This is a genomic window from Priestia sp. TSO9 (assembly GCF_021029645.1).
GTDB lineage: Bacteria > Bacillota > Bacilli > Bacillales > Bacillaceae_H > Priestia > Priestia megaterium_E.
Genome location: NZ_JAJEKD010000015.1, coordinates 208,051 through 229,821, shown reverse-complemented (window position 1 = coordinate 229,821; position 21,771 = coordinate 208,051). Strand labels below are relative to the sequence as shown.

Sequence of the window (21,771 nt, the reverse complement as noted above, 5' to 3'; positions counted from 1 at the left end):
GAGGAGAATGAAAGGTGAAAACACGTGTATTACTTATTGGCGTCGGTCTTATTGGAGGATCATTAGCGCTAGCTATGAAGAAGCATCGTCACGTCACAGTCGTTGGAGCTGATATCAATACAAATGAAGTACAAGTAGCCAACCAGCTAGGTATCGTTGATTATGTAGCTGAAGATATAAAAACAGAAGCAGCCCAAGCAGATTATATCGTGCTTGCTACTCCAGTAGAGTACACGACAGCATGGATACACGACCTTTCTACTTGGAAGCTTAAAGAAACGGTTATCGTAACGGATGTCGGAAGTACCAAAGGTGAAATTATGAAATCAGCCGAAGCGCTGAATAAAAAACGTATTTCATTTATTGGCGGACATCCGATGGCTGGTTCTCATACGAGCGGTGCAGTCAATGCACGAGCGGATTTATTTTGTTCGGCGCGCTATATTTTAACGCCGTTTGAAAATGAGCAAAAAGAAAAAATAGATGCGCTTATGCATTTGCTAGAGCCTACAGGTGCACAATTTGTACCGCTTGATGCAGCTACTCATGACCAAATCACTGGAGTTGTCAGTCATTTACCTCATGTGATTGCGACCAGTCTTGTAAGACAAGTAAAAGGATATTCAGCACAGAATCATCTTGTCACGGAAATGGCAGCAGGCGGTTTTCGAGATATTACGAGAATTGCTTCAAGCAACCCTCATATGTGGAGAGATATACTAAAACAAAACCGTTCTATGCTTTTAACATTGCTTGATGACTGGATGAAAGAAATGGAACAAGTAAAACTATTAGTAGAAAAAGGTGACGGTCACGAATTATTTGATTACTTTTCAGATGCGAAAGAATTTCGTGATTCGCTTCACGCATAAAAGGAGAGACGTATTGTGACAGTAAAAGCTTTACGAGGAACGATTCAAATTCCAGGAGATAAATCCATTTCTCACCGTTCCGTCATGTTTGGTTCGATTGCAGAAGGAACAACAACGATTAACGGATTTTTGCCAGGAGACGATTGCCTTAGCACCATTTCCTGCTTTCAAAAATTAGGTGTAGATATTCAAATGATTGATGAACAAAGCGTCGTAGTAAAAGGAAAAGGTATACAAGCTCTAAAAGAGCCATCTGATATTTTAGATGTTGGAAATTCGGGCACAACGATTCGCCTTATGATGGGGATTTTAGCAAATACACCCTTTCATTCAACATTGATTGGAGACGAATCTATTGCCAAACGCCCTATGAAGCGTGTAACCGGTCCGCTTCGTGATATGAATATTCATTTAGACGGCCGAAAAGACGCTAATTTTACACCGCTTGTTATTCGTGGTGGGAAAGCAAAAGGCATACACTATACATCTCCTGTTGCAAGCGCACAAGTAAAATCAGCTATTTTACTTGCTGGACTGCAGGCGGAAGGAACAACTTCTGTAACGGAACCGGCGAAATCGCGTGATCATACAGAACGTATGCTAGAGGCATTCGGTGTTAAAGTGAAAGAAGAAGGCTTAACGGTTTCAATTGAAGGCGGTCAAACGTTAAGAGGAACGCATGTAGAAGTGCCTGGTGATATTTCGTCAGCTGCATTCTTTTTAGTAGCGGGGGCTATTATTGCAAACAGCCGCATTGAAATTCAAAAAGTGGGGATGAATCCGACTCGAACGGGTATTTTAGATGTGCTTTCAAATATGGGCGCTTCGATCGAGACAGTCAAAGAAACAAAAGAAACAGCGGAACCCTATGCAGATTTAGTTGTAGAAGCTTCTCACTTAAAAGGTACGGAAGTAGGCGGAGACTTAATTCCACGCTTAATTGACGAAATCCCAATTATTGCACTAGCTGCCACGCAAGCAGAAGGAATTACAGTTATTAAAGATGCTGCAGAGTTAAAAGTCAAAGAAACAAACCGTATTGATACGGTAGTGAATGAGTTAACCAAAATGGGCGCTAACATTGAAGCAACGGAAGATGGAATGATTATTCACGGAGGTGCAAAACTTCACGGAGCAAATGTAAACAGCCACGGAGATCACCGTATCGGTATGATGCTCGCTGTTGCCTCTTGTATTGCAGAAGGGGAAACAATTATTGAAAATCGTGACGCGGTATCCGTCTCTTACCCGCAGTTTTTTGCTCACTTAGAGTCTTTACAGCAGTAAATTCCCTTATTATGTTAAAATAGCAGTTTGAAAGTTGTAAGGAATTTATAAAATTAAAACCAATGACTCTATATTTCGCCGGAGAAATCCGATATAATCATTACAACACCTCTAGTATTAAATAGAATTTGGTGAATGATTATGTTTTTGATGATTGTCTACATCGGGGCCATTTTATTTTTTATAAAAATGTTTATGGATCGAGATTTTATTTGGTTTTTGTTTTTATTGCCATTTTTGATGTTTGTTATGTTTTTTGAAACAGACTATCTTGATCATGTCCCTGAATCTGGAAGGTTAATTATCTTTACGTTTTCTTTTTTAGTCATTTATGCAATGGTTTTGGTGTATAATCGATACTTTAGAAAAGAAGGATGTAAAGAGTAAACTCAAATGTGAATCCATTGATAATGATAAAAAAAGCATGCCCTACGGCGTGCTTTTTTTATCGCTTGAATTGACATCCACTGGTGTAAGCGGCTTTTTAGCAGGGCCTTCTACCACAGATCCGTCGTAAGAGAAACGAGAACCGTGACAAGGGCAGTCCCACGTGCGGTCACCAGCGTTCCAATTCACTTCACATCCTAAATGCGTGCATGTAGTATCGACGCAGTGAAGCTTCCCTTGAGGATCTTTATAAGCCCCCGTACGTTTGCTGTTTACATATACGACCGACCCTTCATCATTTTGGAGCTGATCCAGTCCTTTTTCAGGCATTGAAAACTTACCGGTAATAAAGTGTTCAGCCACATCAAGATTTTGACGAAAGAAATGCTTAAGGCTAGGGTCCGCATAAAAACGAGATGGATTATACAACTCTGCATATGGGTTGTCTTTTCCGGTTATTGCATCTCGAATAATATGTGCTGCAATGGTGCTATGAGTCATGCCCCATTTTTTAAATCCGGTGGCAATAAAGATATTTGGCTTGCTTTCTTTAATGGGACCGATATATGGAATTTTATCAAGCGTAAATAAATCTTGTGCAGACCATTTGTAACGAAAATGTTGAACAGTAAAATTTTCTTCGGCGAACCTCTGAAGGGACTCATAGTGGAACATAGTATTAATTCCTTGTCCAGCTTTGTGGCCTTCTCCGCCAATTAAGATGAGTTCTTCTCCGTCAACTTTTGTTGAACGCAGCGAATGAGTAGGCTGATCAGCACTTAAATACATGCCTCCAGGGTAAGCTTGTTCAACTTTTGCTGCTAACACATACGAACGTTTGGCATACATGCGCGTATAGTAAAAGCCCGCTCCATCATAAAATGGAAAATGTGAACACGCCACTACATATTTGCAAGAAATTCGATGGCCGTCTCTTGTGACAACGGTGGGCGCCGTGCTTTCTTCTACGTCCGTTGCTACGGTGTTTTCAAAAATCAATCCGCCGCTTTCTGTGAATTTTTTGACTAAATGAAGCAGATATTTTAACGGATGAAACTGAGCTTGATCTTTCATAATAGCTGCTGCCCTAATATCAAAATTAAAAGGAAGCTCTGTTGCAAATTCACATGGAATATGTAATCGCTGATAAGCTCGAAATTCTTTACGAACTCGATGATCAAACTCCAGCGTTTCTCCGTATAAGTAAGCATCTTGTACCGAAAAATCACAGTCAATGTTTTCCAATTGAATTAAGTTTTTCATAAACTGCAGAGCTTGTTCGTTTGCTTTATAATACAGCAGCGTTTTTTCTTCGCCAATGTGTGAAAGCAGCTCATCGTAGATAACGTCATGCTGAGCTGTAATCTTTGCTGTTGTGTGACCGGTTGTACCATTTAAAATATTATCAGCTTCAATTAACGCCACGTTCAGTCCTTCTTTTTGTAATAAATAAGCTGTTGTAATACCGCTAATACCGCCTCCTACTACTACAACATCAACTTTTCGATTTTCTGAAAGAGATGGGTATGTTGGAAACTTTAAATGATCGCGCCAGTAGGGTTCAGTATCCTTTGGGATATTTGCCAATTTATTCACCTCCATATGATAAGTCTTATTTTTACCATAGTTTTCTAAAAAATGTATGCAAAATAAAGGAATCTACTCCAATAGCATCTCTTTGCTATACCTATTTAAGCAAACGGAGGGGAAAAGAGTGATTACAATCAGCCCTTGTACGATTGTTGCGAACGAAGCAGAGGTTAAACAAAAATATTTGCTCTTTAAGATTCTTCTTTTTCAACGTGGCTTCCGTACCTGCACCTTGCCGTTTGCTACGATAGAACTGGTGAATAAAAAGCAGAGTATGAAATAGTAAAAGTTACAGATTTAAACATGAAGAGCAATAAATTCATATAAATGATAGGGAGCATCATATAATAAAAGTATAGAGGCTTAATTCGGCAAAGGGTATTTAAACATCAGGGTCCAAATAAAAGGGCAAACGGCATGTTTGTCCTTTTTTCATGATTATAGTGACAATTTTCATATATAGTAATAAAGTATATATATAGCAAAAAAATCCCAAATTTTAAGAAGATAAAAAACGGCTTAAAACCAAAACAAGTTGTACTCTCAGAGTATGTAGAACGTGCAAAAAAACGAAATAATATGTAGTATTGTAATACAGGACGTAATTGGGAAGAAAAATGAAAACGTTGACAAAAAGAGGAGGGGTACCATGTTGGGTTCACTACCTAATGTTATAAATACGTCAACGCTTGTGTCTTCAAGTGAACAACAAGAAGCGTCATCTGAATCATTTAAAACATATACTCATAAAGGAAAAAAATTCAAGGTCTATTTACCTAAATCCTATCATATTTTAAAATCTTACCCACTAATGGTTATGCTGCATGGATGTACACAAAATGCAGATGATTTTGCAATAGGCACGCAAATGAACGAGCTCGCCGACGAAAAAGAATTTATTGTCGTATATCCACAGCAGTCTTCTAACTCAAATATGAATAAATGCTGGAACTGGTTTGAACCTCTTCATCAAATTAGAGGGTTTGGCGAACCAGCTATTATCGCAGGAATTGTAAAAAAAGTCCAAAACATGCACTTTATTCAGAAAAATAAAGTGTTTATTGCCGGTCTGTCAGCAGGAGGAGCAATGAGCATCGTTATGGGGGTAACGTATCCAGAACTGTTTGCTGGAATAGGTGTGTCAGCAGGTATCGAATATCAGGCGGCTCTTAACGTATTTAATGCGTATTCTGTCATGGCCAGTAAAGGTCCTTCCCCCGTTAAACAAGGGAGAATTGCTTATCAGCAAATGGGGAAACGGGCAAAGCCACTGCCGCTCATTGTATTTCATGGTAACGCTGATTCTACGGTAAATGTAGCCAATGCAGATCAAGTGGTTCACCAGTGGATTACAACGAATAATCTTGCTTATAACGGAAGAATAGATGGATGGATTCAAGATAGCCCGGTTAAAACGAGAGAAGAAAAAATTCTCTTTGGACGGGATTATACAACATATCGCTACGAAAGCAGCAAGGGAGAATTGGCTATTGATAAATATATTATCAATGGAATGGGTCATGCATGGTCAGGAGGGAACTCAGCGGGCAGCTATACAGACCCTAAAGGCCCCAACGCTAGTCGAATCATGTGGGATTTTTTCATGAGTCAACAAGTATAAACAGAGCATATAATGAGGTTCAGTTGCGTTCTTATCGCAGAGAAGAAGAGCTGAAAGTAGCTCTTCCGGCCCTTATTAGTATAAAGAAGCAGCTGCAGGAACCACTATTTTAACTAGACGTGTTTTTCTAAAAATTAGGATTTGATTATTTAGAAAACGGGTACTGTAATAAAGAAAATAAGAAGTCAAAATTACATAGCTTAGGATTGACAGCTTATAGTTGTAAATGTAAGATAACTGCGAGCTGCATTTTGTATGATTAAAACATTAAAATAAGCCGAAAACTGAAAAAATAAATAGAAATTGTAAGATGAGCGGGTAAGGAAAAGGAGATTAAAAAATGAATATTGCATTTTTCTTAGTACCAAAAAGTGATGTTGTAACACTAAATATTCAATCCACATTAAGACAGGCTCTTGAAAAAATGGAGTATCATCGCTATTCTACAGTTCCGCTAGTTGACGATGATGGTAAATATGTGGGCGTTCTTACTGAAGGAGATCTTCTTTGGAAGTTAAAAAGCCTAGGAGACTATCGCTTTCAAGATACGGAAAATATTAAATTAACAGAGATTGACCGCTATCAAGATTATAACCCAGTTGCTATATATGATGAAGTTCAAAACATCCTTTCAAAGGCAATTGACCAAAATTTTGTTCCTGTAACGGATGATCAAGGTGTATTTATTGGAATTGTGAGAAGAAGAGAAATTCTAGAGTTTTATGCAGAAAGCGCAAGTAAAGTGAAAAATCAAATATAAAAAAGCCATCTCTAGATGGCTTTTTTTTCTTGTCTTATCTCCCCCGTACATACTCCTAAAAACAGGCTTAGGTCATGGCCCACAGCAATGCACTTCCTTGTACTAGTTTACATAATCTATTTATATATAGGTATAAAATTGCCTATATAAATCTTATTTATAGATAAGGATGGTTTATGTGAGTTACAACAATAAAAAGAAGTGTTGCTGGTGTTCTAATCAGTATTATTACAAAACTTCTGGCTATGATCCAAGAAGCAGCCATGAAGGAAAATGCTGTCATAACGATTATAAGCATAACGATCATTGTCCTAAACATGATGATGATCATCGTTCTGGACATAAAAAATGCCATCATGGGGGCAACCATGGCGGAGGTCACGACGGTAACCATGGCGGAGGTCATGGCGGTAATCATGGCGGTTGTCATGGCGGAGGTCACGGCGGTAATCATGGCGGCAACCACGGCGGAGGTCACGGTGGTTGTAAAAGACGTCGCTGCTGTTGGGGCTGGGTGTTTTAATTTAATAAATAATTGAATTAAAATGAAGCGTTGATTTAGCAGAAAGAACTCAAGAAATTGAGTTCTTTTTTTGTAAGTTGAAACTTATAAACGGTATACTTCGTATATATAGTAAGAGCATTTTGGAGGAGGAAAAAAAATGTTTAAAAAAATGTTTGCTAAAATTGGAGTTGGAGCTGCCAAAGTAGATTTACGCCTAAATGAAACGGCCTATACGCTCGGTCATGTAATTGAAGGAGCTATTATCATCCAAGGTGGAAACGTTCAGCAACATATTAATTTAATTGATGTTGAATTTTGGCTTGAAGTTCAAATGAAAAGCGGTCAAATGCATACACATCGTGTGGAAAGCCTGCGCGCAGCTTCTTCATTTACAATTAATGAAGGCGAGAAAAAAGAAATTCCATTTACATATCATTTACCTTTGGATCTTCCAATCTCTGCGAGCAACGTCAGCTATTTCTTTAAGACACACTTAGATATTGAAGGGGGAGTAGACTCAACAGACCGGGATCCTGTGCGCATTAAAGCTCCAAAAAGCTTATATCAGTTAGTAGAGGGATTTGAAGCACTTGGGTTTAGAGAAAAACATCATTCAGGAAAATTTAACGGATACAAACAAGAATTTGCATTTTTTCCTACGGACTTCTTAAAGGGGTATGTAAATGAGGTTGAGTTTGAGGTAGCCATTGAACGAGAAGGTATTCGCGTGTTATTGGAGCTGGATTTGCCTTCTTTCGGCCGAGAGAGGGAAATAAAAAACGAACTCTTTTTTACAAATGATGAACTAAGCCAGCCATCCACTATCGCTCGCTTGCTGGAAGAAGCGATGGAAGAGATGATGGAAAATCCTCGAGACTATGAGTATTATAAGCCTTCTCACTATGATCAGCATTCACACCACCCACGTATGAGCGGTTTGGGAGGAGCAATGGGAGGCTTTGCAGCCGGTATGTTAGGCGGACTGCTCATTGAGAATTTGATGGATGATATGTTTGAAGACTCGGCGCTTGGCGAAATTGGAGAAGATATTGAAGAAGCCGGAGAGGATCTGTTGGATGGAGATTTTTTTGATGGAGGAGACGATTGGTAAAAGGGATTTTGAATAAATAAAAAGGATGATTAATGATGATCATCCTTTTTTTCTTTCTTCTTTCTTTTTTTTACTTCTATATACTTAATGTGAAAATCCTCTATAATCAGAACTTTAAAGTAAAATTGCTCATGCTGAATGATATCATTTTTGGTCACATCAAACTTTTCGGTTAACACCCACCCGGCAATGGTATCTACTTCTTCATCGCTAATATCCGTACCGAGTAAATCATTTACTTGGCTAATGAGCATTTTTCCATCAAGAATATAATGATCATCTTTAATTTTTTGTACATAAGGAATTTCGTCCGTATCAAACTCATCTCGAATTTCTCCTACAATTTCTTCAATAATATCTTCTACTGTAACAAGCCCAGCGGTTCCGCCATACTCATCAAAAAGAATAGCCATTTGAATACGTTCTTTTTGCATCTTTACAAGCAAGTCATGAATAGGTACAGTTTCAATTACTTTAAAAATAGGCTTGACGTACGATTCTAACGTATTGGTGCCGTCTTTTTCGTTAAATACAATATCATTATAAATTTCTTTGATATTAACAAGACCGATTACTTTATCTTTATCCCCATCTTCAACAATTGGATAGCGCGTATATTTTTCGACATTTGCGATTTGCAAAAAAACCTCTACGACGTCGTCTTTGGAAGCACTCACAATTTCCGTACGAGGAACCATTACTTCTTTAGCTAAACGATCATCAAAATCAAAAATTTTACTCATATATCGATATTCGGATTGATTAATTTCGCCGCCTTCGAAGCTCTCAGATAACAAAATGCGCAGCTCTTCTTCACTATGAGCAGCTTCATTTTCTGAAATCATGGTTATACCAAAAACCTTGGTCAACATACGAGCTGAGCCGTTTAATATTTTAATGAACGGATACATAAGTTTGTAAAACACGATAATCGGTTTTGCAAAGTTCAGCGTAATTTGTTCAGCCATTTGAATAGCAAACGTTTTAGGAGCTAATTCTCCCAAGACAACATGTAAAAAAGTAATAACAACAAATGCAATGACAAAAGATAAAATGCCAGCAAGCGGCTCATTCGTATGGAAGGTAGTAAAAAGAGGGTGAAGCAACCGATCTAGCGTCGGTTCACCAAGCCAACCAAGCCCGAGAGCCGTAATGGTGATACCAAGCTGACAAGCGGATAGATATTCATCTAGATGCGTAATAACATGTTTGGCAGAGACGGCTTTTTTATTTCCTTCTTCTAGAAGCTGATTAATTTTTGAACTTCTTACTTTTACAATAGCGAATTCTGTCGCTACAAAAAAAGCAGTTAATGCAATTAAAACTGCGACTAATAGTAATTTTACGGCGATCATTAAAGTCACCACCTTGTACGTAAATGTATATCTTAAGTGTTAGCCAAAGTGGAGAAAACATGTATTAAATCCGGAAAAGAAAAACGCACATAAAAAAACTGCTTCTATCTTTAAAAAGAATAAGAAGCAGTTTATTATGTTACATGTTCATTTAGGGGAATTAATATTAACTTTACCATCATGGTCTATCACATATCGGTTCTACAGTTCAACTGACTTTTAGCAAACGTATTGCGAGCGTGTTATGACACCTCCTTTAACTGTAATCCGAGTATATATGATGCATCTCTCACTCCTTTCTATTGGTTATATTTATTATAATGCATAATTAATCAAAATACTACAAATATTCAGAAAATAATTCAAAATGCATAGTTTTTTGTCATTTTCTGAAATATACACAAAAAACGAGATTGAGATATAACAAAATCAATACAATCTACAGACGAATAAACTGAGTAAATGATCTAGTACGGGTCGTTTGGTTACACTGCTAGTGATTTCCGTGCAAGTCTACGCTTTCCCTCCAATCAACAGCTAGAAGCAACTCTAAACAACCTATATTCACCATACTAATGAAAAAATCCGAACGATTCATCGTTCGGATCTTCCTTTACTTAAAATAGTTTGCCCCGGCCTCTTTTTAATTAATGCAGGTTATGGTTATTAGGCATCTGAGGAGAGGCAGTGGCTTTTGCAAAACTTGTGATCATTTGCTGCATATCTTCTTTTGCAAGCTGCGGCACTTGATAATAATGGTGTTTATTTTGATAAAGAGAAATTTCATAAGCCATTTCAATCCAATTAGGAACACTGTCTCCGAATATTCGACGAACAACAGGATTTGTTATTTCTAAAGCGGTCATGGTTAAAAGAGATGCTTGAGACTTAACTAGACCTAGCATATGACCTGATATGCCTTTTTCATTAATTTCCTCAACGGACTGATTCGGCTTTTTAGGCTGCGAAGGCTTTAAGCCATAAACAAAGGTATGAGACTGCTTCATGTTATATACATGTGTAGAGCCGGTCGGCTTTTGACCAGTAGAAAAAGCTTCTACGATTAAATTATATTCATTTAAAATAAACTGATATTGCCGATCAATGATATCAAGCAGCTCTTGTTCTTTTACATATTGCCTAAACATCATAAACTGATCCATTACATTAATCGAGCCGGCTAGTGTTTCATGAACGTCAAATAGTTCATGCCCTCCATGGTTCAATTGAGGGGGGACAGCTCCAGTTTGCATGTTTGTAGGAAGTTCGTGATTATTCATACTAAGTCCTCCTTAAAATCGGTATCAACTATAGTCTTTAAACTTCTTCGGATTTTATACTCAAACTTGGTTTATTCATAAAATGTTGCTCTACATAACTTAATTTACAACTAGTTATTTAATTAAAGGGTAAAAGTGAAAGGGTTTTATGAAAAAAAAGCGAATATCAATAACAATTCACGATCTATAGATAGGGGAATCAAAAAACATGAATGAGCTGCTGTCATACTCAAGTGAATTAAAACACGAAGCAAATCAACTGGTGGTATCCAATCATTTATTGGACCTGTTAAGAGAATATGGTTGTCCTCTCTCAGGGGAGAGTTTTGAGTTAAATGTCATGACAAATCGCATCATTAATTTTTACGTAGGAAATGATGAAATGGATGAAGAATCTATTTTTCACATGGGGTATCAGCTTACAAAGCGCTTTAACCCTTATAAGATGATAGTTGCTAATGAAAAAGATAAGTATCAGTGGAGTGTGTATATGATTCAGAAGGGAGAAGAGTGGAAGCTTGATATTTCCGTGCTTCCACAAAATATCGTGAAAAGCAAAGTTGAGAAACAAGAGTTATTAAAATCACTTCTCACTGAAAAGAAGCGGGAATGCATTTTATTTTTCAAGCAGCAAAGCGGATATAATCGCTATTATACGAGTGATCATGTCTATAAGGCTGTGCTAGAAGATGACATTCACGATGATATGTCTTTTTTTATGTGGCTGCAAAGACAAAAAAAAGTAAATCAGCAAACGTAAAAAAGAGCCGCTTAGGCTCTTTTTATGCGTTTACGGATGTTTTTACAGGTAAAGCAGCTTTTAGCATCCAAATATGTTTTTCAATGTTACCGATTGTTCCAATGAATAAGTCAGCTGTTACGTGATCATGCGCTGCTTCTGCTTTTTCAACTCCATTTTTTAAACTTTTAACAAGCAGCGTATAGTCGTTAATTAAGGTTTCTACCATTTCTTCGCTCGTTTGTTCGTCCCCATCTTCAGAAAGAGTAGCTGTTTGTAAAAACTGCTCCATTGTAGCAATTGGGCTTCCTCCAATGGCTAGTAATCGTTCTGCATATTCATCTATATAGTCCGCCGTCTCATTATAGAATTCTTCAAATTTTTCATGAAGCGTAAAAAATTGAGGCCCTTTTACATACCAGTGAAAGCGATGTAGCTTCGTATACAATACGTTAAAATCGGCAATTTGTTGGTTCAATACGTTTTCTAAATTCATAGTTAATAGCCTCCTAATGAGTTGTTTTTATCTTATGTTCATATTATATCAAATATCAAATTAAAATCAATACTTATTTATAATAATTATTAAATAATAATCAGAATGCTTTTAAATTGCAGTTATTCTCTTTAAAAACTCTAAAGATATGATAGGATAGAGCAAGAGTATTTAAAGGAAGAAGGGTTAGTTATGCATATTACACCAGAAGCAAAACAATTAATTAACAATATACTTGAAGAGCAGGAGATAACAGGAATTCGCTTGTATTTCAAAGGAATTAGCTGTGAAATCCCTAATATTGGGTTAGCTTTTGAAAAGCCTTTTGAAAATGATGAAATGTATGAAGTCGATGGAGTACAAGTAGCAATGGAAACTTCTATTGTACCTTATACAAATGAATTAATGTTAGATGTTCATACCACGCCGTACGGTCCAGGTTTAGCATTAGTTGGGGCTAAAGAGGCTGAATAAAAAATTTATGTAAGAGAAGCTAACAGGTTTGTTGTTTGTTTTGGTAAACCTTGGTTTACTTAATTTAAACGTTAGTGAAATGGAGGGGGACCTATGCTTCTTTCTCATCATGTAACGGTTGAACAAAGACAGCAAATCAAACGCTTTAAGCAGCAAATACAAGACGCAAAAACACTAGATGAGCGCCGTTTGTATCAAGCACAGCTAAATAAATTTGTTGAGCGCCTATTTATTGAGAATCGCTTGCAGCGCAGCGGCGAACAATAAAAAACACCTAGAAAAGAAGCCTTCAAAGAAGGTTTCTTTTTTTTAGTAGATTATTATACTTTTACACCTTGTCATTATTCATTTTCTTATATATCACCTTTTATCTACTTGAAATCCGGTTTTCTGTATGAATATAGAACTAAAAACGTGTAAGTGACTATTAAATGAAAGCGCTTTCTGTTATAGTGAAGGTATAGAATTGTACTTGTTCACCTACAATGTTCATAAGGAGTGGTTTGTATGATTGAAAGAGGAAACTTCTTAATTGGTTTAGCGTGGGGAACATCTTTGAGCATACCTTTATGGATCGCCTTCTTTGGCTGGATAAAATTAGTTTGGCGCTTGCTTTAAATAAATAAAAGCAAAAAAACTTCAGTGAATATGCGCTGAAGTTTTTTTAAATAGCATAAATAGGTATTAAGAACTATTAAATAAATTATAATTTGTAACGATAAGTAAATAAGACTACTATAATATTATTTTTGGTTTTTTTAAGATTCTAATGCTTTAGGTCTTATTACACAACGGAAAGCAGGAGTACAAATTGAAAAGCTATCGTTTAGTAAGTTTCTCTACCTTATGTATCTGTCTACTCGTTTTATTCATTTCACCTTTTCAAGATACATCTAGTGCGTCAACTGATAAATATCAAAATTTCAAGCAGCTCTCACAGCACGAGCCTTCAGCTAGCTATAAAGTGACGACCAAAAAAACGAAAAGCCCTGTCCTTATCTTTGCTCCACACCGTGGAGGAATTGAAGGGGGGACAAGCGAAATTGCCCAAGAGCTTGGCAAACAAAATGCTCTTTACCTATTCGAATCGTTAAAGTCGAAAGGATCACGAGACCTGCACCTCACAAGCACTCATTTTGATGAGCCCACAGCGCGTAAGATGGTAAGCAAGTATGATAATGTTTTATCTCTTCACGGGTATTCTGGGAATGAAAAACATATTTTTGTGGGGGGAACTGACCGGGAGCGTGCAAAAAAATTAACGCAATTATTAAATCAAAATGGATTTCCCGCGGAACTGATTACAAAAGGGCACGATGAGATTGCAGGCATTAAACCTGGAAATATTGCAAATAAAAATCGTACCGGGAAAAGTATTCAATTGGAGATTAGCCAACCGCTGCGAAGTGCTATGTTTCATTCATTCACTTCAAAAGGAAGAACTTCGTCTAAAACTCAAACTTTTTATAGGTTTACAAATGTGCTTTCTACATTTGTTTCCACTTCTTACTGAATCAAAAAAAGAATGCTTTCACAAGCATTCTTTTTTTATAAACTAGTTTCGCTACTCGTGACTTATAATAGGTTTCCAGTTAAAATCTTTTACATCTTGAACAGAAGGCTTTCTCACGTGCTGTAAGCTTTCTTTATTACACGCTCCATAAACTATAAAATTTTCCTGAGCTTCTATTAAAGAAATAGAGTTGGCTCCTAATTCATTGGCATTCAGCTTTTGGTACGGATCGTCTTCCCAAAAACATATCTCACAAATATCATAGTCACCATCACTGTCTAACGATTGATAACCACAGCAAGGGCATGTATACTTTTTCATTGTTTCTATCCTTTCTGTATGGGATTTTAAGCTAGAAAAAAGTCAGCCATCTTATTTAACTATTTTACTATATTCAAGAATAGTCTGAAAGAATATTCAAAAAATTACAGCAGCACCTTTCCTAGGAATTGTGAACATTTTATAACGAATTGGGAATAGTTATTGTGAGACTGAGTAAAAAAGGAGTACACTTACTAGGAAAATAGATCGTGTTCGGAAACGTCTACATAAAAACATTTTTGGATATGATGAAAAAAGAAAAAAGAGATAGGGAGTCATAAATATGAAAAAAATAATAGGTTTACTTTTAGCATGCTTTTTAGCTGTTCCGACAGTTAGTTTTGCTCATACACATGTGCAAACAACCGTGCCGGAAAATGGTGCAACTGTTACAGCTCCTCTAAAAGAAATTAAATTAACCTTTGAAACACACATCGAGAAAATCAGTACTGTGACCGTTACAAAAGATGGACAAAAAGTTTCACTTGCATCGCAAAAAGTAGAGGATCATGATTTAATAGCTTCTGTTGATCAGCCTCTTGAAAACGGATCTTACGAAGTGAACTGGGAAATTGTAGGGGAAGATGGTCATGTAATGAAAGATTCGATTGCTTTTAAAGTAGATGTGAAAGATGAGGCGAAAGAAGAAAGCACTCAAGCAGCCGGAAAAGATAGTGAAAAAAAGCAAGGCGCCACGCAATCTGAACAGCACCAAAAAAGTGCAGTAGCAAATGATGAAAAAACAGAGAACAATGATTCTTCATCGTTTTTTGTTATCATGATTATTGCTATTGTAGTGGTGGTTGGAGCATTACTCTTAATCTTCAGAAAGAAAAAGGCTTAAAAAGATGAGTATTTTGTTGCCTGTTTTTGAGTGGTTCACATACGTAGGTCTTTCCTTATTATTAGGATTTGCCGTACTGCAATATGTACCGCTTACAAAAAAGCCAACAATTTTATTATCAAAGCGATGGCTACTTGCAAGTGCAGCGGCTATCGCTATTTTTTCGGTTGGAAATTCGCTTGAGATTATTTTATCTTTTTCAAAAATAAGAGGGTTAGGTGAAACAGTTCGTCTTGTATTATTGGAAACAAGAACGGGACACGCCTGGATCTTTGTTGTGCTGATTGCTATTTTATGTATGGTTGCTGTTTCAATAGAGAGCCACCCTCATGTGTATACATTACTGACTGTAGCCTTGGTGGGAGGAATCGCCTACGCAAGTCACGCAGCATCGGCTTCTGCGCTTAGCGGCATGCTTTCTCATTCTCTTCATATTTTAGCAGTTGGACTGTGGGGAGGGGTGGTTCTGATTGTTGCCGCTTTTTCAAAAGAAACCTCCAATTGGAAAAGTTTCTTAAGCTGGTTTACGCCTTTTGCAATCGCTTGTTTTGTGCTTCTTTCATTAAGTGGGTTCATTTCGATGGTCATTATCATGGGGCTGTCCAACTATGTAAATTCATGGGCTACAGATTACGGGCAGTCTCTTTTACTAAAGCATATTACGATTATTCCGCTGCTTGCATTTGCCGTCATCAATGGCTTTCTTATGAAAAAAACGATAAAACATCCAGAATATAAGCCCGTGATGTGGATTCGAGCAGAAAGCATTATTTTGCTTATCATTTTTTTATTTACAGCTATGATGGTGACGCAATCGCCGCCAACTAATATAAGTCATATGGCAATGGATTCATCGATTCTTCCATTTATCTATGGGAAACAAGTGACGCTCCCTCTAACGTTTCACGTAACGATTGTAGGAATCCTATTCTTATTTGTCGCACTGCTGTTTTTTGTGTATTTACTTATTTGTTTTTACAAAAAGACAGTATGGCTTAGCGTATTAAGTGCGGGTTTGTTTGTTTTTGCTTTTTATATTGCGATGATGACAAGTATTCAAGTCTAAAAACAGTGAGAATTACCTCACTGTTTTTTATTAGCCATTAAAAGTGGTGTTATCTCTCGGGCCTTTTTCCGGAGAAGGAGGCATCGGCATTTGGGAACTAGAGCTAGAACCAGAGCCGGACGTAGAGCCGCTTGGAGGCGATATATTTCCTGCGTTTCCAAAAATAACGATCCCGCCAGAAATTGTGCCAATAGAAATAGATTTAATATAAACAGACATTCTTATTCAACCTCTCATCTAGTAAAAGAATTCAGTGTACCATAGTATATGACCAGCTTGTCATTTTCGTATAGACGAGTTTGAAAAATAGGTAAAAGCTTAGAAGTTCAGGTTGAAAAAGGAAATGGTGTAAAATAAGATAGAACTTTGAAGGTAAAGTGCGTGGTGTCTGCCTAAAGTGTGTATACCACCTATTAAAAGAATTAGAAAGGAACTAAGATGAATACGCAAAAAGGAATTCATTTTTCATTTAAAAAATTATGGTTGCTAACGAACCCTCCGACAGGAAAGCTACTCATTTCGTTCATACTGGCCTTAATTAATACCGGAGCGTCGCTTTCTATTCCTCTTGTCATTAAAGAAGTAATGGAGAAAATTACAGTAGGCGTCTCACCTCAGCTTATAGCAGGGCTCCTTGGTTTATTTGCTGCTCAAATGGTAACAAGCGCAGTATCTCTTTATCTCCTTGCTCAAGTAGGGCAAGGTGTTGTAAAAGAACTCAGACGTAAAGTGTGGAACAAGCTCATAAAGCTTCCGGTTTCATTTTACGACCAAAACCGTTCCGGTGAAATGGTAAGCCGCATTACAAATGATACAACCATTGTGATGAATTTATTGTCAACAGAAATGATTGACTTTGTTAAAAATATTTTATCTATTATCGTTGCCATTGTTATTTTATTTACGCTTGATGTACCCATGACGCTCATTTTATTAGCGGTTATTCCCGTTATGTTTGTACTGGTTATGCCGCTAGCCCGAAAAATACATAAAATTTCACGTGAGCAGCAGGATAAAATGTCTAAGCTTACGGCTTTTTTAGCCCAAATGCTGAGTGAAATCCGCTTGATTAAAGTATCCGGTTCAGAGAAAAAAGAAGTTGATTCCGGCTTACAATCGTTTCAGTCACTCTACCTCTTCGGTGTAAAGAGAGCTAAAATTGAAGCCATCATTACCCCGATTATTAGCACGGTGATGACCGCTGTTATGATTGCCATCGTCGGGTTTGGTGCATACCGTGTGAGTGAGGGATTTATCACTGCAGGAGAGCTGGTAGCTTTTGTTCTTTACCTTTTTCAAATTATGGTTCCGGTTGGTTCACTTACCCGATTTGTTACGAGCTTTCAGCAAACTAAAGGCGCTTCAGAAAGAATCTTTGATATATTAGCTGAGAAAGAAGAAAACTATGAAAATGGAGAAGTGCTTGAACAGGTAGGGAGTTTAAGGTTCGATAAAGTTGCTTTTCAATATGAAGATAAACCAGTATTGCAGGCAGTTTCATTTTCTGCTAAAAAAGGAGAAGTTACCGCTTTTGTTGGACCTAGCGGAGCTGGAAAATCTACTGTTTTTTCACTTATTGAACGCTTTTATGAGCCTTCATCGGGGCGCATATTCTTGGATGGAACAGACAGTCAAAACGTCAACTTACGTTCGTGGCGTCACCTGTTTAGCTATGTTCAGCAGGATTCTCCGATTTTAGCAGGAACAATTCGAGAAAATCTCATTTACGGATTAGAGCGGCATGTGACGGATGAAGAAATAGAAGAAGCAGCGAAGTTAGCGAATGCTCATCATTTCATTCAGTCCTTCGAAAATCAATATGAAACAATGATTGGAGAAAGAGGTATTAATCTCTCAGGAGGACAGCGACAGCGTATTGCAATTGCCCGAGCGCTGTTACGCAATCCCCAGTTTTTACTACTGGACGAAGCGACAGCTAGCTTGGACTCCGAATCAGAAAAGCTTGTGCAAGAGTCATTGGAAACGGTAATGAAAGAACGCACATCACTCGTCATTGCCCACCGTCTATCTACGGTTATTAATGCGGACCAAATTGTTGTAATAGAAGAAGGGCAGGTTACAGGAAGCGGAACGCATAAAGAGCTGTTAGCCTCTCATTCTTTTTACCGGCGTTTGGTAGAGCAGCAGTTTCAAACATCCCTATAGAACAAACAAAAAAGACTGCTTTCGAGCAGTCTTTTTTTAGTTTATTTATTTAGCTTTTTAACTAATTCATCACCCATTAACTCAGAAGAAAAAGGATCTCGGCTTGTGACAATTTGATCATTTGCCCAAACGGCATATGCTTTTTTATCCCTTTCAGGGATGTAGTTAGCCACTTCACGAAGTTCTTGTTCTAAACTGTATGGTAAAAAGGGAAGTACTTCTTCCGGTTCAATTTCATCAGGATAACCGGTTACGTCTAGTCCTTTAATTAACAGTTCATCCTCGGATCCTTTCAAGAAAGCAAAAACAGAAGGTCCGTGACACTCAGCTGCTAAAATACCTCCGTTGTCGTACACTTTGTTCATAAGTGCATGCAAGTCCACATTTTTTGCTAAGTCAAACATAGCGCCGTGGCCGCCTACTACTAAGATAACGTCATAGTTCTCAGCATCTACTTCTTCAAGTTTCATTGTCTGATCCGCTCTTCCTGATTCATATAATTTCTTATACGTTCCGTCTGGATCAAAGTCTTCTGAAATACTTCGAACGTCTACTTCCGGCTTACCTCCAAAAGGTGAGGCTAAACCAACGGTGTGCCCTGCGTCCTCAAGCTTTTGCAGCGGAGCAAATAATTCTTCTGCCCACCAACCTGTGTGATAATCTTTCTCTTCGTATCCGCTTGATAATACAGCTAACACTCTTGCCATGTTTATACCTCCTAAATGATGTAAAACGTATAGTGATACATGTCATGTATTCATTGTGAACTGTACCCTATATAAAAAAACTTTAAACAATGGCAAGTTATGAAAAGGTAGCATGAATCATAAACAAAACCAAAAAAGAGATAGCAAATTTAAGATGCTACTTTTTATCTGTACGCTTATAGCGCTTCACGCCCATCACGAGTAAACAAGCTAGAACAGCCATCGTAATAATTCCTGAAAAGTACGTAAAATTTGCTTGAAATCCTTTTATTAAAGCCATATACCATGTAAAATAATCAAGGCCGTTGATATAAGAGCAACGGGAACGTGCCACTGACGAACATACTTGACTAAAAATTGGATAAGCGGTTTGAACTCAAAATTTCCTTTTTTTATGTGCGATAACGGTTTCCATTTTAATAATAAAAAAATAGGATAAATGGCTAAAGCTGCAAAGAAACCAATTCGTGCGATTGAACCAAGCTCTTTAAAATTCCCTTCATATATTTTAAAATCGAGTGGAAGGGAATGTTTATAAATAGGGATGTAAATAAGCCCTGCTACAACTAGTAAAAAAGACATAGTAAAGATAAAGATCACTTTTTTGCGCTCACTTTTATTTTTAATTAATGTCTGTAGCCATGATTTTTTAGCTGGAGATTTAGCTAAATTCATTTTCTTCCTCCTTGGAAAAAACTAGTTAGCATCAGTATGAACTTTTTTTCTTAAAAAATCTTTAAAAATCCTTCTTTTTTAGAAAAATTCATTTTTTTCTTGTTAATACGCGTTATAGTTAAAGAAAGGATTTAAAAAGGAGATGAATACATGAAAAAAAGAATAAGTATATCTATAATCAGTCTTTGTTTACTTTTAACGGCCTGTGGTCAGGAACCTGCTCAAAGCACAAATGCTGAGCAGCCAAAACCGTTGAATGTAAATCTTCAAGGTCCAGAAGCGTTGCAGAAAAATGAAAGCGGTACCTACAAAGCTGAAGTTACATATGGAGACGAAAAAGTGAAAAATGATGATGTTGAAATGATTGAATTTGAAATAGAGAAAAAAGATGGCGAAGGGAAAGGGAAGATGTTAAAGCCTAAACAAGTAGAAGAAGGTGTATATGAAATACAAACATCTTTCGCTGAGCCTGGCACGTATACCGTGCAATCACATGTTTCTGCAAAAGGGACGCATAATATGCCTCTTATAACCGTTACGGTTAAATAAAAGAAGTCAAGGATGCTAATTCCTTGGCTTCTTTTCGTTTAGTATGTCCATTGAATTCCCATTCTACAAAGGGAAAAGGTTATTTGGAATAGGATGATGTTTTCTATCATCAATTAAAGTAATGCACTGAGCCAGCTGTTCAATTCCTCGTTTGATTGTATTCGTATTTACTTGTGAGATGCTTAATCGGAGAAGAGTGTCTCGTTTGTATTCTGGTAAAAAAAATCTAGAAGCATCATCAACATATATGTGCTGCTCGTTTAGCATGTGAACGATCTGTTTTGCTTTCACATGCTCAGGCAAACTAATGGATAAATAGAATCCTGAAGTTGGTTTAGAAAAATGTGTATGAGCGGGTAGCAGTGAATCACATGCTTCTACAAGAGTTTGCATTTTGGTATGGTATACCTCTTTTATCTTTTTAAGATGACTCGTAAACATGCCGCTTTTTAAATATATTTCAAGAGCACCTTGGGAAAGCGCTGAGCTATTAAAATCTGAACTGAATTTATATCGTAAAAAGTTACTATTCATTAACGAAGGAAGCACAACAGCAGCAATCCGTAAACCAGGAAGAAAAATTTTCGAAAAGCTTTTAATGTAAATGACTCGTCCAGAAGGATTAAAAGAAAATAAAGGATCTGATTTTGCATCCGGATCAAGGTCGCCCAAAAAGTCATCTTCCACTATATATACATCGTATTTTTCGGCTAGCTCCACGATTTTTTTCTTCTCAAAATTTGTATAACAATGCCCAAGAGGATTGTGGAACCTTGGAATAATATAAAAAAATTTTATATCATTGTTTCGAAAAATGTACTCTAAATGATCAAGATCAATCCCTTCCATCGATAGCCCGATCCCAAAAGTAGTAGCTTGGTGCAGCGTAAGAGACTCGATAAAACCGAAATAAGTGGGCTGCTCAATTAAGATATTATTTTTTCCATTTGGAAAAGGCATAGAAACTAGTAAGTGAAGAGCTTGCTGAGACCCGGATACAACAACTAACCTTTCAGCTTGAGTGAACACCTGTAGGTTCTGCAAGTGTTTCACTAACTGTACCCGCAATGAGTAAGAGCCTTGTTGATCAGAGTATGTAAAAAGCTCTTCTTTGTAGTGTTCAATCGCTTGGTTTATACAATGCTGAAATTCAAGATAAGGCATAACGTTTTTATCTGGGCCCGCAGACAAGAAATCAATCACTTCATTTTCATTCGTCTTATGTTGAAATTCCGCCACAACGTAGTAGCCGCTTTTAGGAACAGAATAAATTAAATGCTCTTTTTCTAGTTCGCTGTACGCTTTGATAACGGTATTCTTGCTGCACGAAAAATGTTGGGAGAGTCGGCGAACAGAAGGGAGTTTACCACCTGCAATAAGCGATCCATTTGCTAGGCCAAGCTTAATTTCTTCCATGATTTTTAGATATTTCACACTCATAGGTCCTACTCCT

The 21,771-nt window shown here is 37.3% G+C and carries 25 protein-coding genes; 16 read left to right on the top strand and 9 right to left on the bottom strand.

The features are described 5' to 3' along the window. The first annotated feature begins 14 nt into the window (after positions 1–14). The 3 genes from LJC66_RS15915 to LJC66_RS15905 all read left to right on the top strand — a co-directional run bounded on the left by LJC66_RS15915 (position 15) and on the right by LJC66_RS15905 (position 2,546). Positions 15–872, top strand: coding sequence for a prephenate dehydrogenase (locus LJC66_RS15915; RefSeq protein WP_028409144.1), 858 nt, complete (start codon positions 15–17; stop codon positions 870–872). Positions 873–887: 15 nt separating this feature from the next. Further along, the gene (gene aroA, locus LJC66_RS15910) at positions 888–2,159 is read left to right on the top strand and encodes a 3-phosphoshikimate 1-carboxyvinyltransferase (protein ID WP_230932997.1); all 1,272 of its coding nucleotides are present in this window, start codon (positions 888–890) and stop codon (positions 2,157–2,159) included. Between the two features lie 141 nt (positions 2,160–2,300). Then, positions 2,301–2,546 carry a hypothetical protein gene (locus tag LJC66_RS15905; RefSeq protein ID WP_013057694.1) on the top strand — a complete coding sequence of 82 codons (246 nt, stop codon included), beginning with the start codon at positions 2,301–2,303 and terminating at the stop codon, positions 2,544–2,546. Between the two features lie 42 nt (positions 2,547–2,588). Here LJC66_RS15905 and LJC66_RS15900 read toward each other — a convergent pair whose 3' ends face one another. Next, a complete protein-coding gene (locus LJC66_RS15900; protein ID WP_230932996.1) occupies positions 2,589–4,133 on the bottom strand; it encodes an FAD-dependent oxidoreductase in 1,545 nt (514 codons plus the stop codon). A 127-nt stretch (positions 4,134–4,260) separates the two neighbouring features. Between LJC66_RS15900 and LJC66_RS15895 the strand changes: the two genes are divergently transcribed. From LJC66_RS15895 to LJC66_RS15875, 5 genes are all read left to right on the top strand, one after another. After that, entirely contained in the window at positions 4,261–4,419 is a 159-nt protein-coding gene (locus LJC66_RS15895; RefSeq protein ID WP_195696610.1) for a hypothetical protein, read from the top strand. 366 nt (positions 4,420–4,785) lie between these two features. After that, on the top strand, positions 4,786–5,757 hold the full coding sequence (locus LJC66_RS15890; protein ID WP_028409141.1) for an extracellular catalytic domain type 1 short-chain-length polyhydroxyalkanoate depolymerase: 972 nt from the start codon (positions 4,786–4,788) through the stop codon (positions 5,755–5,757). 340 nt (positions 5,758–6,097) lie between these two features. Continuing rightward, positions 6,098–6,517, top strand: coding sequence for a CBS domain-containing protein (locus LJC66_RS15885; RefSeq protein ID WP_013057690.1), 420 nt, complete (start codon positions 6,098–6,100; stop codon positions 6,515–6,517). A gap of 263 nt (positions 6,518–6,780) precedes the next feature. Continuing rightward, a complete protein-coding gene (locus LJC66_RS15880) occupies positions 6,781–7,056 on the top strand; it encodes a hypothetical protein (protein WP_230932995.1) in 276 nt (91 codons plus the stop codon). A 123-nt stretch (positions 7,057–7,179) separates the two neighbouring features. Then, entirely contained in the window at positions 7,180–8,133 is a 954-nt protein-coding gene (locus LJC66_RS15875) for a sporulation protein (protein WP_028409139.1), read from the top strand. Between the two features lie 29 nt (positions 8,134–8,162). Here the strand turns inward: LJC66_RS15875 and LJC66_RS15870 are convergent, their stop codons facing one another. Further along, positions 8,163–9,488, bottom strand: a complete 1,326-nt coding sequence (locus tag LJC66_RS15870; RefSeq protein WP_060746966.1) for a hemolysin family protein — start codon at positions 9,486–9,488, stop codon at positions 8,163–8,165. A gap of 647 nt (positions 9,489–10,135) precedes the next feature. After that, on the bottom strand, positions 10,136–10,768 hold the full coding sequence (locus tag LJC66_RS15865; protein WP_195696612.1) for a spore coat protein: 633 nt from the start codon (positions 10,766–10,768) through the stop codon (positions 10,136–10,138). Positions 10,769–10,976: 208 nt separating this feature from the next. Here LJC66_RS15865 and LJC66_RS15860 point away from each other — a divergent pair, with 208 nt between their 5' ends. Then, positions 10,977–11,528, top strand: a complete 552-nt coding sequence (locus LJC66_RS15860) for a hypothetical protein (RefSeq protein ID WP_230932994.1) — start codon at positions 10,977–10,979, stop codon at positions 11,526–11,528. A gap of 22 nt (positions 11,529–11,550) precedes the next feature. On the opposite strand, the gene LJC66_RS15855 is transcribed toward LJC66_RS15860, so the two are convergent. Continuing rightward, positions 11,551–12,003: a Dps family protein gene (locus tag LJC66_RS15855; RefSeq protein ID WP_230932993.1), complete on the bottom strand. Its 453-nt coding sequence runs from the start codon at positions 12,001–12,003 to the stop codon at positions 11,551–11,553. A gap of 192 nt (positions 12,004–12,195) precedes the next feature. Here LJC66_RS15855 and LJC66_RS15850 point away from each other — a divergent pair, with 192 nt between their 5' ends. From LJC66_RS15850 to LJC66_RS15840, 3 genes are all read left to right on the top strand, one after another. Beyond that, positions 12,196–12,477: a Fe-S cluster assembly protein HesB gene (locus tag LJC66_RS15850; RefSeq protein WP_230932992.1), complete on the top strand. Its 282-nt coding sequence runs from the start codon at positions 12,196–12,198 to the stop codon at positions 12,475–12,477. A 93-nt stretch (positions 12,478–12,570) separates the two neighbouring features. Further along, the gene (locus LJC66_RS15845; RefSeq protein WP_013057683.1) at positions 12,571–12,744 is read left to right on the top strand and encodes a hypothetical protein; all 174 of its coding nucleotides are present in this window, start codon (positions 12,571–12,573) and stop codon (positions 12,742–12,744) included. Positions 12,745–13,288: 544 nt separating this feature from the next. After that, positions 13,289–13,990 carry a poly-gamma-glutamate hydrolase family protein gene (locus tag LJC66_RS15840; RefSeq protein ID WP_230932991.1) on the top strand — a complete coding sequence of 234 codons (702 nt, stop codon included), beginning with the start codon at positions 13,289–13,291 and terminating at the stop codon, positions 13,988–13,990. 51 nt (positions 13,991–14,041) lie between these two features. On the opposite strand, the gene LJC66_RS15835 is transcribed toward LJC66_RS15840, so the two are convergent. Then, positions 14,042–14,311, bottom strand: a complete 270-nt coding sequence (locus LJC66_RS15835) for a CPCC family cysteine-rich protein (RefSeq protein WP_013057680.1) — start codon at positions 14,309–14,311, stop codon at positions 14,042–14,044. A 283-nt stretch (positions 14,312–14,594) separates the two neighbouring features. Between LJC66_RS15835 and LJC66_RS15830 the strand changes: the two genes are divergently transcribed. Together LJC66_RS15830 and LJC66_RS15825 are read left to right on the top strand one after the other, a co-directional pair. Next, positions 14,595–15,155, top strand: coding sequence for a copper resistance CopC family protein (locus LJC66_RS15830; protein WP_195696616.1), 561 nt, complete (start codon positions 14,595–14,597; stop codon positions 15,153–15,155). Positions 15,156–15,159: 4 nt separating this feature from the next. Continuing rightward, positions 15,160–16,221, top strand: coding sequence for a copper resistance D family protein (locus LJC66_RS15825; protein WP_230932990.1), 1,062 nt, complete (start codon positions 15,160–15,162; stop codon positions 16,219–16,221). Positions 16,222–16,251: 30 nt separating this feature from the next. On the opposite strand, the gene LJC66_RS15820 is transcribed toward LJC66_RS15825, so the two are convergent. Continuing rightward, complete coding sequence (locus LJC66_RS15820; RefSeq protein WP_028412801.1) at positions 16,252–16,440, bottom strand: hypothetical protein; 189 nt, start codon at positions 16,438–16,440, stop codon at positions 16,252–16,254. A gap of 219 nt (positions 16,441–16,659) precedes the next feature. Here LJC66_RS15820 and LJC66_RS15815 point away from each other — a divergent pair, with 219 nt between their 5' ends. Beyond that, positions 16,660–18,387 carry an ABC transporter ATP-binding protein gene (locus tag LJC66_RS15815; RefSeq protein ID WP_230932989.1) on the top strand — a complete coding sequence of 576 codons (1,728 nt, stop codon included), beginning with the start codon at positions 16,660–16,662 and terminating at the stop codon, positions 18,385–18,387. 41 nt (positions 18,388–18,428) lie between these two features. Here LJC66_RS15815 and LJC66_RS15810 read toward each other — a convergent pair whose 3' ends face one another. Both LJC66_RS15810 and LJC66_RS15805 read right to left on the bottom strand, forming a co-directional pair. Further along, positions 18,429–19,094, bottom strand: a complete 666-nt coding sequence (locus tag LJC66_RS15810; RefSeq protein WP_230932988.1) for a type 1 glutamine amidotransferase domain-containing protein — start codon at positions 19,092–19,094, stop codon at positions 18,429–18,431. Positions 19,095–19,364: 270 nt separating this feature from the next. Next, positions 19,365–19,769: a hypothetical protein gene (locus LJC66_RS15805; protein ID WP_230932987.1), complete on the bottom strand. Its 405-nt coding sequence runs from the start codon at positions 19,767–19,769 to the stop codon at positions 19,365–19,367. A gap of 150 nt (positions 19,770–19,919) precedes the next feature. Here LJC66_RS15805 and LJC66_RS15800 point away from each other — a divergent pair, with 150 nt between their 5' ends. Next, on the top strand, positions 19,920–20,318 hold the full coding sequence (locus LJC66_RS15800; RefSeq protein WP_195696619.1) for a FixH family protein: 399 nt from the start codon (positions 19,920–19,922) through the stop codon (positions 20,316–20,318). 63 nt (positions 20,319–20,381) lie between these two features. Here the strand turns inward: LJC66_RS15800 and LJC66_RS15795 are convergent, their stop codons facing one another. Then, complete coding sequence (locus LJC66_RS15795; protein WP_230932986.1) at positions 20,382–21,758, bottom strand: aminotransferase-like domain-containing protein; 1,377 nt, start codon at positions 21,756–21,758, stop codon at positions 20,382–20,384. Positions 21,759–21,771 lie beyond the last annotated feature (13 nt).

Excerpts from the sequence above, each read along its gene's own strand:
- LJC66_RS15905 (WP_013057694.1), top strand. The coding sequence starts at position 2,301 with ATGTTTTTGATGATTGTCTACATCGGGGCCATTTTATTTTTTATAAAA.
- LJC66_RS15890 (WP_028409141.1), top strand. The coding sequence starts at position 4,786 with ATGTTGGGTTCACTACCTAATGTTATAAATACGTCAACGCTTGTGTCT.
- LJC66_RS15885 (WP_013057690.1), top strand. The coding sequence starts at position 6,098 with ATGAATATTGCATTTTTCTTAGTACCAAAAAGTGATGTTGTAACACTA.
- LJC66_RS15880 (WP_230932995.1), top strand. The coding sequence starts at position 6,781 with ATGAAGGAAAATGCTGTCATAACGATTATAAGCATAACGATCATTGTC.
- LJC66_RS15875 (WP_028409139.1), top strand. The coding sequence starts at position 7,180 with ATGTTTAAAAAAATGTTTGCTAAAATTGGAGTTGGAGCTGCCAAAGTA.
- LJC66_RS15870 (WP_060746966.1), bottom strand. The coding sequence starts at position 9,488 with ATGATCGCCGTAAAATTACTATTAGTCGCAGTTTTAATTGCATTAACT.
- LJC66_RS15865 (WP_195696612.1), bottom strand. The coding sequence starts at position 10,768 with ATGAATAATCACGAACTTCCTACAAACATGCAAACTGGAGCTGTCCCC.
- LJC66_RS15860 (WP_230932994.1), top strand. The coding sequence starts at position 10,977 with ATGAATGAGCTGCTGTCATACTCAAGTGAATTAAAACACGAAGCAAAT.
- LJC66_RS15855 (WP_230932993.1), bottom strand. The coding sequence starts at position 12,003 with ATGAATTTAGAAAACGTATTGAACCAACAAATTGCCGATTTTAACGTA.
- LJC66_RS15850 (WP_230932992.1), top strand. The coding sequence starts at position 12,196 with ATGCATATTACACCAGAAGCAAAACAATTAATTAACAATATACTTGAA.
- LJC66_RS15845 (WP_013057683.1), top strand. The coding sequence starts at position 12,571 with ATGCTTCTTTCTCATCATGTAACGGTTGAACAAAGACAGCAAATCAAA.
- LJC66_RS15835 (WP_013057680.1), bottom strand. The coding sequence starts at position 14,311 with ATGAAAAAGTATACATGCCCTTGCTGTGGTTATCAATCGTTAGACAGT.
- LJC66_RS15830 (WP_195696616.1), top strand. The coding sequence starts at position 14,595 with ATGAAAAAAATAATAGGTTTACTTTTAGCATGCTTTTTAGCTGTTCCG.
- LJC66_RS15825 (WP_230932990.1), top strand. The coding sequence starts at position 15,160 with ATGAGTATTTTGTTGCCTGTTTTTGAGTGGTTCACATACGTAGGTCTT.
- LJC66_RS15820 (WP_028412801.1), bottom strand. The coding sequence starts at position 16,440 with ATGTCTGTTTATATTAAATCTATTTCTATTGGCACAATTTCTGGCGGG.
- LJC66_RS15815 (WP_230932989.1), top strand. The coding sequence starts at position 16,660 with ATGAATACGCAAAAAGGAATTCATTTTTCATTTAAAAAATTATGGTTG.
- LJC66_RS15810 (WP_230932988.1), bottom strand. The coding sequence starts at position 19,094 with ATGGCAAGAGTGTTAGCTGTATTATCAAGCGGATACGAAGAGAAAGAT.
- LJC66_RS15805 (WP_230932987.1), bottom strand. The coding sequence starts at position 19,769 with ATGAATTTAGCTAAATCTCCAGCTAAAAAATCATGGCTACAGACATTA.
- LJC66_RS15800 (WP_195696619.1), top strand. The coding sequence starts at position 19,920 with ATGAAAAAAAGAATAAGTATATCTATAATCAGTCTTTGTTTACTTTTA.
- LJC66_RS15795 (WP_230932986.1), bottom strand. The coding sequence starts at position 21,758 with ATGAGTGTGAAATATCTAAAAATCATGGAAGAAATTAAGCTTGGCCTA.